Annotated in this window: 7 protein-coding genes; 4 read left to right on the top strand and 3 right to left on the bottom strand. The window is 33.6% G+C overall.

All coding sequences use genetic code 11. The features are described 5' to 3' along the window. From trkA to P8H68_RS08185, 3 genes are all read left to right on the top strand, one after another. Positions 1–1,132 (top strand): Trk system potassium transporter TrkA (gene trkA / locus P8H68_RS08195; RefSeq protein WP_300323323.1); only part of this gene is annotated, 1,132 nt, incomplete at its 5' end. Between the two features lie 3 nt (positions 1,133–1,135). Further along, positions 1,136–2,641 carry a potassium transporter TrkG gene (locus tag P8H68_RS08190; RefSeq protein ID WP_300323320.1) on the top strand — a complete coding sequence of 502 codons (1,506 nt, stop codon included), beginning with the start codon at positions 1,136–1,138 and terminating at the stop codon, positions 2,639–2,641. A 74-nt stretch (positions 2,642–2,715) separates the two neighbouring features. Beyond that, entirely contained in the window at positions 2,716–3,249 is a 534-nt protein-coding gene (locus tag P8H68_RS08185) for a hypothetical protein (RefSeq protein ID WP_300323317.1), read from the top strand. Positions 3,250–3,341: 92 nt separating this feature from the next. On the opposite strand, the gene P8H68_RS08180 is transcribed toward P8H68_RS08185, so the two are convergent. Continuing rightward, positions 3,342–4,451: a hypothetical protein gene (locus P8H68_RS08180; RefSeq protein ID WP_300323314.1), complete on the bottom strand. Its 1,110-nt coding sequence runs from the start codon at positions 4,449–4,451 to the stop codon at positions 3,342–3,344. A gap of 104 nt (positions 4,452–4,555) precedes the next feature. Continuing rightward, a complete protein-coding gene (locus P8H68_RS08175) occupies positions 4,556–5,911 on the bottom strand; it encodes a Mur ligase family protein (protein ID WP_300323311.1) in 1,356 nt (451 codons plus the stop codon). A gap of 108 nt (positions 5,912–6,019) precedes the next feature. On the opposite strand from P8H68_RS08175, the gene P8H68_RS08170 reads away from it, so the two are divergent. Beyond that, complete coding sequence (locus tag P8H68_RS08170) at positions 6,020–12,610, top strand: MG2 domain-containing protein (RefSeq protein WP_300323308.1); 6,591 nt, start codon at positions 6,020–6,022, stop codon at positions 12,608–12,610. A gap of 8 nt (positions 12,611–12,618) precedes the next feature. Here the strand turns inward: P8H68_RS08170 and P8H68_RS08165 are convergent, their stop codons facing one another. Beyond that, entirely contained in the window at positions 12,619–15,069 is a 2,451-nt protein-coding gene (locus tag P8H68_RS08165; RefSeq protein ID WP_300323305.1) for a right-handed parallel beta-helix repeat-containing protein, read from the bottom strand. Positions 15,070–15,142 lie beyond the last annotated feature (73 nt).

Here is a 15,142-nt window from a genome sequence, read left to right as displayed (position 1 = left end):
AGAATCTCAAAACACGAACTTAACCATTGCAGCATTGAGCAAAAAGTTAGGTGTAAAAAAAACAATAGCAAGAATTTCGAACACTGAATTTCTTACTACAAATGAAATAAATTTTGCGGAAGTAGGTATTGATTATATGATCTCGCCTGAATTTTTAGCTGCAAAAGAGATTGAAGCTCTTTTGAATGAATCTGTCTTTAACGATAAATTTGAATTTGAAAATGGAGCTATCACAATTTTGGGTGCAAGACTATCTTCGCAATCCCCAAGCATAGGAAAAACCGTTCAGGAAGTAAAAGAAACGTACCCTGAAATAGATTTTACGATCATTTCTCTTAAGAGAGAAAACACTATCGAAACTATTATTCCTAGAGGTAGTACTAAATTCAAACACCACGATCAGGTTTATTTTTCGGTTACCAAAGAACATATTGATAAAGTCTATGAACTGATTGGTAAAAAGAAAGTCGGAATTAAAGATGTTATGATTCTTGGAGGTAGTAGGATTGGACAAAAGGCTGCAAAGAATCTTTGTGATCATAATTTCAATGTAAAATTAATTGAGAGCAAAAGAGACAAGGCTTTTGAACTTGCTGATTCTTTATGCAACACCCTTATCATCCAAGGAGATGGTAGAAACGTGGAATTGTTAGACGAAGAAGCTATTAGTAAAATGGACGCCTTTGTAGCGGTCACTGGTAATTCTGAAACCAACATTATGTCTTGTCTAGTTGCGAAATCAAAAGGGGTTAAAAAAACCATTGCTTTGGTTGAGAATATGGATTACATCAACATCTCTCAAACGATAGGAATTGACACCTTAATTAATAAAAAATTGCTTGCAGCAGGAGCCATTTTTAAACATGTTAGAAAAGGAAAAGTTTTAGCCCTTGCTAATTTACACAATGTAGATGCGGAAGTACTCGAATTTTTTGTGAGAAGAAATACAAAAGCAACTAAATTAAAAATTAAAGACCTTGGATTGACAGACAAAGCCGTGATTGGAGGCGTAGTTAGAAAAGGTGAAGCTATTATGACCTTTGGTGATTTTCAAATAATAAAAGGAGACAGAGTTATTGTATTCTGTTTGCCGGAATCTATTGGAGAAGTAGAAAAATTATTTAACAACTAAACGATGAGATCTTCTGGATTAAATTATAAAATAGTAGTTAGTTTTTTAGGACTAACAGCTATGTTAAATGGTATTTTCATGCTCTTCGCTATACCTTTTAGTTTGTACAATCATGAAGAGTCTTATACCGGTATACTTTCGGCTGGATTAATTACCATATGTATTGGTTTTTTTATGTGGTTTTTGAACAGAAATGCACCTAAAACCCTGCACAAACGTGAAGGATATATAATCGTAACCTTGGGCTGGTTGATTCTAACTTTTACAGGGGCATTACCTTATTTATTCACAGGAACCATCCCACATTTTGCTGATGCAATCTTTGAAACAATTTCTGGATACTCCACGACAGGAGCCTCTATTGTCAATGATATTGAAGCCCTGCCAAACGGAATTTTATTCTGGAGGAGTGCTACTCATTGGATTGGTGGTATGGGAATTATCGTACTTACAATTGCCATCTTACCACTTTTAGGAATTGGTGGTATGCAGCTATTTATGGCAGAAGCCCCTGGCCCCTCTGCGGATAAAATGCATCCTAGAATAACCCAAACAGCAAAGCGATTATGGTTGATCTATGTTTCACTTACGCTAACGGAATTTTTCTTACTTAAAATTGCAGGGATGACTTGGTTTGATGCCTTAAATCATGCCATGGCAACCATGAGTACAGGAGGTTTTTCCACCAAAAATGCGAGTATGGCTTACTGGAACCATATACCTATCATTCAATACATTGTGATTGCATTCATGTTTGTTGCCGGAACCAACTTTATCCTTACTTATTTTGCCTTAAAAGGAAAAATCAGAAAAATATTTCAAAACGAAGAATTTAAATATTATTTTTTCGGTTCTATTTTTATGACGATTGTTATTACTATTATCATCCAGTATTTTCAGACACCGGGAATAGAATCTACTATAGAGCACCCAATGCCTTGGGGTACATTAGAAAGTTCTTTTAGGCATGCGGGGTTTCAGGTAGTGGCTGTGTTAACAACAACAGGATTTGTTTCTGCTGATTATACGACATGGAACTCGCTGGCTACCATGTTGATTTTTTCTTTATTCTTAGTTGGTGGTTCTGCAGGATCTACAAGTGGTGGAGTGAAAATTGTGCGTCATATAATTATGATCAAAAATAGTGTCTTAGAATTTAAAAAACTATTACATCCTAATGCCATTATCCCTGTAAGATATGACAACAAAGGGGTTTCTAGAATTATTGTCTTTAATATTCTGTCCTTTTTTGTCCTGTACATGCTTATCTTTATTTCAAGTGCAATTATTTTAAGTTTTTTGGGATTAGAATTTGATTCTGCCATCGGTGCAGCGGCTTCCTCACTTGGAAATGTTGGACCAGCATTAGGTTCGTTAAGTCCTGTTGACAATTATGCTCATTTATCAGATGCAGCAAAAGTATTTTGTTCATTTTTAATGCTCATCGGAAGATTGGAATTATTTACCGTGCTAATTCTTTTTACTCCTTTCTTTTGGAAGAGAACTTAACAAATATCATATATTAGGTTCTCCATTGTAAATAACTTTGAGGTCTAGGATACTACAAATTATTACCAATCATCATGAATAAGAATACCCTATCTAAAAGTCTTGCAATCGTATTTGTAATGCTTTCCTTTAATCTATTTTCACAAGAAAAAGAAAAACCTTGCAAACATTTTAGAATTAGTCCTGTATTAAGTCATACTTATATTCCAACTGCAACCTCAGAAGGAACTCAAACGATTATTGTTCCCTCGATTGGTTTGGATTTAGAGTATTGGTTCAGTCATAAATTCGGTATTGGGCTTCATAATGACTTAGAGTTGTTCAATTATGAAATTGAAAAACCAGGAGACGAACTTTCTATTGAAAGAGAATATCCAGTTGTGGTAACCTTGGATGCTTTAACAAAAGTATACAAAGACCTAGTGGTAGTTTTGGGAGCAGGAGTAGAATTTGAGAAAAACCAGAATTTATATATTGTAAGGGCTGGACTAGAATATGAAATAGAATTTGCAGAAAACTGGGATTTGGCTCCTACTTTTTTTTATGATTACAGACATAAAGAATTTGGAACTTGGTCCATGGGAATTGGAATAGGGAGACGTTTTTAGATAAGACTAAAACTACACTCTCTATTCATATTATCTTTCATACTGATAAAAAAGTAACTGTAATTCTAAATGAATTAGCATAAATATTTTTTTTAAAAACCAAACCTATATTGCAGTCCTGTCATAAAAAATCTGGAATAGGCGCTATACCCCAATTCTCCTCTATACATCCAATTATCATTGATCTCAAAATTAAATCCTACTTGAGTACTCCAATTGTCAATAATTTCTTTTTTTATCTTATAGTTAATTGCATCACCGTTTTCTATTCTTTCTCCAGCTGCATCTAGCTTATCTTTTCTTATATATAAATCCGCTATTTCCTCATCTCTTTCAGGTGTTGAAGGCAAACTTTCTAGGAGATCAATTCTAGCATCGGTTATTGCAGTGATACCATCAATTGCTTGTGTCATTGCCTCATCCAATTCTGGAACACCTAAAGACCCAGTATTGTTTTCTTTATCTACAAATTCACGATACATAACCCCTATATATACGGCTAGCTTCATATCATTATCAAAAGTTACTCTACGTCCAATACGAGCAGAACCCACAAAAAACTTCACCGTTTGTTCCAATAAATCCGAGGTAGTCCAAGTCATGTTACCATCCACATTTACAAAATAATTAGACCAACCATACACCATCGTGGTCCCAAACCCAAAAGAATTTGTATCGAACAAAACCTTTGGAACGCTTATAGCATTTTCTAGAGTTGTAATTTGTTTCAAATTTCCGTTTTGACCTAAATCATACTCCGTTACTTGCGGCTGAAAAGATACTTTGGTAGAACCGTGATTTCTTGAGTACAGACCATAAAAATTCAAAAATGGTAGAATCCATGCATCTGCCCTAATATTTACACCATTGGTAGTTGCAATGGTTTCTGTAAAATTCAATGTTTCAGGATTGATAAACTCATCTAAGTTTTGTCCATCATAAAAATTCATACTAAACTCTGTCAATGCCAGTTGCAATTCGTTGGCAACATAATTTACATTCAATCCAAAAGGCTTTTGCAATTCAATATTTCTATCCGTTACTTTTTGCCCCCAAATAGGTAATTTGTATTTCCATTTTTTATGTACCGTTAATGTATCACTTACTGGAAATTGTATTCCACTCTGTGCATAAACATCTGTAAAACCCAACAGAAGCACCATAATTATTATAAAACCACCTTTGTTAAACAACAAATTCATATTATTATTTTTATACTAATTTAACGTTTATCCACAAACTCCCATCTAAACTATAGGGGCTACAAGAATACTAAAAATACTGATTAAAAATTAGAAACTCTATATTATCCAACAAACTCTTTAACTTCCTCAAAATCCAGTCCTCCATAATTCCCAGAACTCATCAATAACAAGGCAGTATCATCAAGTTTTTGAGCGAATAAAAACTCTTTAAATTCTTTTGGGTCTGTATAAACCATTAGATCTTCTCTTTGAAAAGCATCCCTTATCTGTTCTTCTGAAACATTTTCCAATTGTTTTATTTTAACCGCTGAAGGAGAATAAAAAACAACCGCTTTATCTGCTTTATCCAGAGCACCAACATACTCCTTTAAAAACTCTGCATTCAAACTACTATAAGTATGTAGTTCTAAGCAAGCCAATACTGTTCTGGAATTATATTGATTCTTTACCGCTGTAGTGGTTGCTTTCACCTTTGAGGGAGAATGTGCAAAATCCTTAAAAACAACCGTACTTTTTGTTTCGGCAATTTTCTCCAAACGTTTGCTGGCACCTTTAAATGTAGCAATTGCCTCATAAAATTCTTCTTCACCAACACCTATATGCTGGCAAATCCATTTAGCCCCAGCCATATTTTGTAAGTTATGTCCTCCAAATATCTCCAAAGGCATTTCCCCATCCGGAGTATCTAGATACGTAACACCATCTACTATCGAGTAATTAGGTGTTTGATAAGGATATCTTTTTATGGTATGTGTACTATCCTCCACAACATTTTTAACCTCAACATCTTCTTCATTATACACCATAATCCCACCGTTTGTAAGAGAATCGGTAAAGATGCTGAATTGCTCTTTATAATTTTCAAAAGTTGGAAACACATTGATATGATCCCAAGCGATCCCACTTAGCAAAGCGATATTCGGTTTGTATAAATGAAATTTCGGACGCATGTCTATCGGAGAAGATAAATACTCATCACCTTCTAGAATAATAAATTCATTCTCTTGTGTCAAGTGAACCATGGTTTCAAAACCTTCCAATTGCGCACCAACCATATAATCTACAGCCATGTCATGATAATTCAAAACATGTAAAATCATGGAAGTAATAGTTGTTTTTCCATGAGAGCCTCCAATCACTACTCTTGTTTTATCTTTAGATTGCTCGTATAAAAACTCTGGATACGAATATATTTTAATACCTAACTCTTTCGCTTTGGCTAGCTCTGTATTATCGGGTTTTGCATGCATTCCCAAAATCACTGCATCCAAGTTTTCTGATATTTTCTCTGGAAACCAACCAAACTCTCTTGGTAACAAACCCTTAGCTTCCAATCTTGATTTTGATGGCTCAAAAATAGCATCGTCACTCCCAGTAATTGTATATCCTTTGGCATGCAAAGCAAGTGCTAAATTGTGCATGGCACTACCACCAATTGCAATAAAATGTATATTCATCTGTATGTTTTAGAAGAGTTGTAAATGTAATAAATTCAAATATTAAAAATTTAATTCTTATCAATAGTTTACAACAAGAATTTAAAGTATTTTGTCCTAAAAAAAAAAATGAAAAAGTTAGTAATTGTTGCCCTATTCCTATTCTCATTTTCAGCTTTCGCCCAAACTAGCACTGTTTCATATGAAGAGTTGTGGCAAAAAGTATATCACTTTGAACTAAAAGCATTACCTAAATCTGCAAATGCTGAACTTCAAAAAATTTATGTAAAAGCAAAGAAGGACAAGAATTCAGCTCAAATTACGAAATCCATTATTTACAGAAGTAAATTTTGTTTGATTCTTGAAGATTCTGAAAACACGCTTATAGAACTCCTAAAAGAAGAAATAAAAAATGCGCAGCCTCCAACAAAAAACATCCTAGAAAATGTATTGGCAGAAATCTATTGGCAATATCTAAAAAAAGAAAGATGGAATTTATATAGAAGAACTAAAACAACTGAAAAAATAAATTATCAAGATTTTAAAACTTGGGGACTTAACACCTTATTTACTGAAATTAGAATCCATTACGAGAATTCCCTTCAAAATAAAAATTTACTTCAAGCCATAGATCTAGAAGCGTATGATGACATATTAAAAACAGAACCAGATTCTAAAAGATCTCGCCCTACTCTCTATGATTTTTTAGCACATAATGCATTGTCTTTTTTAGCTACCAACGAATATCTACTCTCAAAACCAAGTTATCAATTTGAAATTGATTCTAGTCAATATTTCACAAACTTCTTAAGCATACCTCTTGAACACAAAGACAGTACATCACAAGAATTAAAAACGCTTCAATTATACCAAGATCTTTCTAATTTTCATCAAAAAGATAAGGACCCAACAGCTTTTATCACCGTACTTCTAGAGGCTTACAATTATATAGAATCAAACAGTTCCATAAAAAACAGAAAGGAGTTATTGAAACAAAACTATTATAAACTTCAGAAAAAATACAGAAAACACCCGAGCTCTAGTCAAATAGATTTCAAACTTGCCAATCTATTTCGTGAAGAAGCAGACCGATATTCCACTACTCGCAACGCTAAAAGCCAATACAAAAACCAAGATGCCTTAGCTATTTGTAATAAATCAATAAACCTATTTCCTAAAACAACAGGTACAGAGAACTGTGCTGTTTTACGAAATAAAATAACGAATCCAAGTTTAAAAATAACATCAGAAAAAAACATCCCTAGCAATCAGTTTTCTAGAATATTAATTGATTACAAAAACCTAAACAAACTTAGAATAAACATTTTAAATCTATCCTATCCACAGTTGAGGGCTTATGAAAAAATAAGAAATGATTCTATCAGAAAAGAGTTCATAAAAAAACTTGAGTTAACTAAAGACTTCGAAACAGCTGTAACCAACGAAAAGGATTATCAACATCACAAAACAGAAATTATAATCCCTAAGCTCGCTACAGGGCATTACCTTCTAAAGGTTTCTGAAATTAACAAAACAAAAGAGAAAGATCCGCTAACTGCTTATACCACAATTCAAGTTACAGACCTCGTCTTAACAGAGAGCAATAAAAATAATAGAAATGTATATCAAGTTCTAGATAGAACTACCGGAGCTTCCATAGATAAAGCCAAAGTAAATTTACGCACATACAACAACTCAAACCTTAGATACAAACCTTTAAACAAAACCTTTAAAACAGATCATAATGGTCAGTTTATATACAAAAGTAAACAGACAAACAGAAAAGTAGTTGCCACAATTAGGACACCTAAAGAAACTGCATATTTTGGGGATTATTACATTTATGAAAACTACAGAAGAGACAAGGATGATGATTATGAAGAAGATATTCTTATCAAACCTTTTTTATTTACTGATAGAAGTATTTACAGACCCGGCCAAAAAGTATTTTTTAAAGGGATATTTTTAAAGAAAACACAAAATAAAACAGAATTATTCACCAATGAGTATGTAGAGATTATTATTGAAAACCCTAACGGAGAAGAAGTTAAAACTTTAGAATTGAAACTTAATGAATATGGGTCTTTTCATGGAGAATTTACCATTCCAAACAATGGAATTACAGGTAATTATTCCTTTGAATTTGATGAATCCTATGAGCATGACAGTAAATTCTACGACAACGAATATTTCGACTTTGATTACAGAAGGCATACCATTTCTGTTGAAGAATATAAAAGGCCTAAGTTTAAAACCGAATTCACTCCAATAACAGAAACATTTCGTCTAAACGATAGTATTACTATTAAAGGTGAAGCCATGGCCTTTTCTGGAAGTAAAATCTCCAATGCCAAAGTCTCCTTTAGAGTTGAAAGAACTGCTAAATTCCCGTTTTGGTACCGCCGATACAACACCTCTCCTCAACTTGAAATATGTCATGGCGAAACCATCACAGACGCAACCGGAAACTATCAGATTACATTTAAAGCCATTCCTGATAATACAATAGAGAAAAAGAACCAACCAACTTTCAATTATGCTGTTCATGCGTCCGTTACTGATATCAACGGAGAAACACATGATGCCAGCACACATATTAAAGTAGGTTACCACGCATTAGAGCTTGCCTTTGATATGGATAGTAAAATAGACAAAACCACTTCGGACAATGCTATTTTCATAGATTCTAAAAATCTAAACAATGCCTCTATCGACACAGAAGGAAAGATAAAAATCTACAAAATGACCGCTCCTAAAAGACCTATGAAATCTAGAATTTGGAGCGCACCTGACTATCAGAACATTTCAAAGAAAGAATTTGAAAACTCTTTCCCCAACGAGCCTTACCATAAATTTCATGAATCAAAAGGAGCTTTGGTGTTCACACAATCTTTTAACACAAAAGACTCGCAAGGAATCCAACTAAAAGACATCAAGAAATGGAAGTCTGGAAAATATATTGCCTTGGTAGAGTGCAAAGACCAATATGATCAAAAAATAAAAATAGAAAACGAGTTTACCGTTTTCTCATTACTTGAAAACAAGGTTTCCGACAACAAATTGTTTTTTATAAAAAAAGACAAAGAGAAATATTCTCCTAATGAGACGGTGAAGTTAAAAATTGGTACTGCCTCACCAAACATGACCATCAATATAGATATTGAAAAAAATCACAAAATAGTATTCAGTCATTATTTAGTACTACAAAATGAAACAAAAACAATTGAAATCCCTGTTCTAGAAAAAGACAGAGGAGGTTTTATAATCAGATACAATTATGTCAACTTCAATACATTTGAAAACGGTTCTATGTTTGTATCCGTTCCTTACCAACAACAGAACATATCTATTGAAACAATAAGTTTTAGAGATAAGCTACTACCGGGATCTGATCAAAAATGGTCTTTTAAAATAAAAGGCAATAAAAAAGAAAAAGTAACAGCAGAAGTTCTTGCTTCAATGTATGATGCTTCCTTAGATGAGTTTAAAGAACATAATTGGTCTTTCACCCCATCAGAACATAGAGGTTACCGCTCCTATGGAAACGAAACGCAAGCGTACAATAGTTTTGGTACACAAAACGCATTTGCCTCAAACCTTATTTATGGTAAAAACTATTATCAGTTTCCAACTTATGACCGATTGAATTGGTTTGGGTTTAGTTTTAATAAAATTGTTAAAACAAATCATAATTACATCAAAAACATCAAAACTCAAAGAAAAAAATTTGACAATGAAATCTCAGGTGTTGTCACTGATGAAAGCGGAGAACCAATTCCTGGAGTGTCCATCTTAATTGAGGGGACAGCCTATGGAACAATAACAGATTTTGATGGAAAGTACACTTTAAACATAAAGAAAAAAGATGTAGTAAGTTACTCTTATATAGGATACGAAACTCTTAGCAAACAAATAAATGAAACTGATATTTATAATATTGAGTTGATTGCTGATGCCTCAACTCTAGAAGAAGTCGTAATTGTTGGTTATGGAGTTCAAAAAAAGACAGATGTCACTGGGGCAGTATCTGAAGTAGCAATGGAAGAAGCTCTTCAAGAACAGATTGCCGGTGTTAACATAAATGGTACTTCAGGAACACATGGGAATATAATTATAAGAGGTTTAGGTTCAACAAACCTTGAAGGAAACCCATTATACGTTATTGACGGAGTTCCTATGGATAAAGATCCACAACTCAGTATTAGTGATATTGAATCCATAGATGTTTTAAAAGATGCAGCTTCAACAGCAATCTATGGGACAAGAGGTGCTAATGGAGTGATTGTTATCAACACGAAAAGTGGACAAAAAAAGATACAAGAAGAGTTGAACCAAGTACAAGCACGTACCAATTTAAACGAAACTGCATTTTTCTTTCCTGATTTAAAAACCGACAAAGAAGGAAATATAAGTTTTGAATTCACGATGCCAGAGGCCTTAACAAAATGGAAAATGCAACTTTTGGCACATACTAAAGATGCTAAAAAAGCAAGCAAAACACTAACTACCATTACCCAAAAAGATTTAATGGTAAGTCCTAACGCTCCTAGATTTCTGCGAAAAGGAGATACTTTGGTTTTTTCTAGCAAGATTGCAAGTCTCTCTAACAAAAACCTCAACGGATTTGCACAACTAGAACTCTCAGACGCCATCACAGGAACTAATATAGATTCTCTTTTTAAAAACCAAAACAAACAAAAGTCTTTCAATCTAACCGCTAAGGGAAATACCGAGGTTTCATGGAAAATTGTGGTACCAGAAAACATTGATGCAGTACAGTATCGTATCGTTGCAAAAGCAGATGATTTTTCTGACGGAGAACAAAATGTGCTTCCAGTTTTATCTAACAAAACGTTGGTTACAGAAACAATGCCAATATGGATCAACGCTAATGAAACAAGAAATTTTGAACTTACAAAACTTAAAAACAACACATCAAAAACCCTGAAACACCATAAACTAACCTTGGAACTTACTTCCAATCCTGCCTGGTATGCATTACAAGCACTACCCTATTTAATAGAATACCCATACGAATGTTCAGAGCAAACGTTTTCAAAATATTACGCCAACACGTTGGCTAGTCATGTCATAAATTCAAACCCAAAAATCAAAGAGGTTTTTACACAATGGAACAACAGTGATGCACTTATTAGCAATCTAGAAAAAAACAAAGAGCTCAAATCCATTATCATACAAGAAACCCCTTGGCTACGTGATGCCGTTTCTGAAACGGAACAAAAAAAACGAATCGGTTTGTTATTTGATTTGAAGAAATTAGCTAAAAATCAATCCAATTTAATTGACAAACTAGAACAAATGCAGATGAGTAATGGTGCATTTCCGTGGTTTTATGGAAGCAATTATGCGAACAGAAATATTACGCAACAAATATTGGTAGGCTTTGCGCATTTGCAAGATTTAGGGATTTTGATAAAATCAAAAAAAGAAAAGAAAATAATCAAAAAAGCATTGCAGTACTTGGACATTTGTATTCAAGATGATTTTCAAAAACTTCAAAATAAAGCTAAAGTTTATGGAAAATTATTAGGTTCATCTCAATTAATTAAGAATCAAGAAAAAACTTACATGAATGAAAAACATATTAATAGTTCACAACTACAGTATCTATATTTAAGAAGTTATTTCAAAGAATATGAATTGCCTCAAGAAGTAAAAAAAGCAGTTAGCTACTACAATAGTCAGACTAACAATTATTGGCAAGGTTTCTCTTTATACAATAAAGCTTTAGCAGCACTTATTATAAATGCAGAGACCCCTGAAACTGCAAAAAGCATCATCGCTTCTCTTAAAGAAAACAGTATTACTTCAGAAGAACTTGGTACTTACTGGAAAGAAAACAAACCAAGCTGGAACTGGTATCAATCTCCTATCGAAACCCAATCACTTTTAATAGAAGTATTTTCTAAAATAGACCACAACCCAAAAGATATTGATGGGTTAAAAAAATGGTTATTAAAAAACAAACAAACCACTAGATGGAAAACCACCAAGGCAACAACTGAAGCCGTTTATGCCTTATTACTTAATGGAACCGATTGGATTTCTATAGAGGATTCAGTAAAAGTAACTATTGGAAATGATCCAATACCCTCTAACAAATTAGAAAAAACCAAAATTGAAGCGGGAACTGGTTATTATAAAGTTAACTGGAAAGAATCCGAAATCAGACCTGAGATGGCAAAAGTAACCCTGAAAAAAAACAATGAAGGTATGGCTTGGGGAGCTTTGTATTGGCAATACTTTGAAAAACTTGATAAAATTACCTCAGCTGACACCAATCTTGCCGTTTCAAAAAACATATTTTTAAAACAAAACACAAGTACTGGTGTAACCTTAAAAGAACTAAATCCAAATTCAAAGCTAAAATTAGGTGATTTAATCACAGTCAGAATCGAAATCAAAACGGACAGAAATATGGAATTTGTTCATATGAAAGACATGAGAGCCTCAGGACTAGAACCAGTAGATGTAATTTCAGGCTACAAGTGGAAAAACAACTTAGGATACTATCAAAGTACAAAAGACGCTAGCACAAACTTTTTCTTTGACAGCATTTACAAAGGAAAATACATTTTTGAATACGATCTTCGCGTAAACAACGCAGGTAATTTCAGCAATGGTATTACCACCATTCAATGTATGTATGCTCCAGAGTTTACCAGTCACAGTAAGGGTACCAGAATTACTATCAAATAAATATAATATTATTTTACTAAAACCTTTTTCACAGTGCTGAATTTATTTGTTGTGATTTTCAAAAAGTAAAACCCTGATTTCAAATTAGAGAAATTCTTGGATTTTCTGATAAGCTTTCCATGTGCATCAATAATCTGAAAGGATGCATTGACATTTTCTAAACCTGATATAGAAACTTCTCCATTGGTTGGATTAGGGTGTATACTAATACGCTCAATAGCGTCGTAAATATCTTGAGTAGATAAACTTTCACTATACACAATGTCAGTAACGGATACTGCTCCTACTTGTCCAGTTCCCGGTAAAAACAGGTTTGCATTCCAAGTAAATGTATCGGAGATACTTGTTTCCAGTGGATTGTTTGGGAAATAATTCCAACTAAACTCGAACTCTAAGCTTGTTACTCCAGTAATTCCAGTTTGAGAATATCCTGCTACTTGCACAGTTGAATCATCATTTATAAATTGATTGTAAAGGTTATATGTCTGAGAAGCATCCAAGCCCGTAATCTTTAAACTGAAAACTGCATTTGAATTAATTGCTGTTGGATTTGATAAATCATCAAAATTAATTGCTGTAGGCTGAGATGTTGCTGTCATGACAAGCTCTACATCTTCGATTGCATCTATACCAGCCGTCCACATTACGCCACCCAATTCATAAGCTCCTATATCTGGTGATGCTCCTTTAAACTCTTTTTCAAATCCATCAATTACATCTGCTCCATCCACCAATGCAGAGCCTGACAATGGCATAAAGTTTTTAGCATCGATGTCCTCAATAAGTAGCGCTCCTTCATCTAAAATATTGTCTTTGTGATCAAAACCTGTTTCGGTAAGCCAATCAGGAGTATTGGTATAATTATTCCATACTCTATTGTTCTGTTGAAGTTTACCATTCACCCAAACTCCCATAACATCACCAATATTTAATATTGTATTGTGATAAATATTATTATTCCAGTTATCCCAGTTCAATTGAAACCCTGTCCAAGTAACATTCCAAATGACATTATGGTGCGCCAAAAACCCTTTACTGTCATTATCTAAATAAATACCAGCTGCTTTTTGGTTAGAGTAACTAGGACTTGTGGCATCATGAATCCAGTTATGATGAATTTCAACATTTTTATCATTTTCATTCCCAACAGTATAAAATACACCTGAGTCATCATTGATCAATTGACTTTGTGAAATATCATTATAGGCAATCTCACAGTTGACTCCAGAAACATATACTCCATCTCTACCTCCATGAGAAATTAAATTCTTCAGTATTTTAACCCCTGAAGAAGTAGAACGTATTGGACTAGCATGGATACCTACTGCATCAAAATAACGTATGGTATTTTTCTCTATTCTAGAATCCTTCCCTCTATCTTGCCCAAAACTAATAATATATACACCTGTCAAACTTCCATGCTCTATCGTATTGTTTTCAATAACCGTACCGTCACCTTTTATTTCTATAGCTCCTTCACTAATCTGAGCATTTTCACTAGTAACACTATCTGTACGCTCTAATCCATGGGTAACTTTGTTATTCTTAAATTCTACATTAGCTCCATCAATAATTACTTTCCCTCCAAAAAACTGAAGCCCATCTATAACAATGTAATCCCCCGTTATATTCGCACATTCAATTCTTGCAGGAACTTCAATTTGATCAGCACCAGGTAAAACACCATTTTCTGGCTGATAATACAAGGTTGTTATACTAGAATCATAATACCATTCTTTACCTTGATCTAGCAAACTTAATTTATCATATAAATAATAACGACCATACTTTCCTCCATCTCTCCAAACAGTTGGATTATGTGTAGAAAAAGGCCATTTATCTGGTAAGGCTTCAAAAGTAATTTCAGTAGTTGAAACAGATGTCGCTGTTCTTGTCCAACTAGTTCCTGTATGTCCACCTAAATACCAAAGCTTTGAACCCGATAAATTTAAATCCGGAACCTCAGAAGTTATAATAGATGTAAGTGTTCCTTTATCGGTTACAGGCTTCGCGTCTATTGTAAAACGTTCTCCATCTGTGTCATTTGGCCATCTAGCAATCTGCATCAATTCATTAGAATCATACACTTGATTGTAAACACCTAAAGACATATCAAAAGTTGTTTTATAAATATTATTTTCATGAAGTATCCAATTGTTTACATACTCAGTAGCCTTTATCAATACTTCTTCCCCATCCATAGATTTGAAGGTATATCTATTTGCTTCTGTTCCGTTTTTTGAAATACTCAGGGTTTGTCTATAAACTCCACCTCTAATAATGCACTCGTCACCCGCTGACATCACGGAAACAACCTTATCAAAGGTTTTAAATGGAGAAGAAATACTTCCATTATTATTATCGTCCCCCTCTGTTGATACATAATAAGTTGCAGCGCTCATTCTTGCCAATGAACATAGAAATAAAAAAAAGCAAAAAGTTAGTTTTAAAATTCTCATAAAAAATTGTGGTTTTAAGACTCTAAAAGTATCACTCAGTTTTATAAGAAAACGAAACAAACAAATTTAAGAC

Origin of the sequence: Flavicella sp., from assembly GCF_029238425.1 — a bacterium.
GTDB lineage: Bacteria > Bacteroidota > Bacteroidia > Flavobacteriales > Flavobacteriaceae > Flavicella.
Note: the sequence above shows the minus strand (reverse complement) of the source record. Positions and strands in the feature narration are given on the sequence as shown.

Excerpts from the sequence above, each read along its gene's own strand:
- P8H68_RS08190 (WP_300323320.1), top strand. The coding sequence starts at position 1,136 with ATGAGATCTTCTGGATTAAATTATAAAATAGTAGTTAGTTTTTTAGGA.
- P8H68_RS08185 (WP_300323317.1), top strand. The coding sequence starts at position 2,716 with ATGAATAAGAATACCCTATCTAAAAGTCTTGCAATCGTATTTGTAATG.
- P8H68_RS08180 (WP_300323314.1), bottom strand. The coding sequence starts at position 4,451 with ATGAATTTGTTGTTTAACAAAGGTGGTTTTATAATAATTATGGTGCTT.
- P8H68_RS08175 (WP_300323311.1), bottom strand. The coding sequence starts at position 5,911 with ATGAATATACATTTTATTGCAATTGGTGGTAGTGCCATGCACAATTTA.
- P8H68_RS08170 (WP_300323308.1), top strand. The coding sequence starts at position 6,020 with ATGAAAAAGTTAGTAATTGTTGCCCTATTCCTATTCTCATTTTCAGCT.
- P8H68_RS08165 (WP_300323305.1), bottom strand. The coding sequence starts at position 15,069 with ATGAGAATTTTAAAACTAACTTTTTGCTTTTTTTTATTTCTATGTTCA.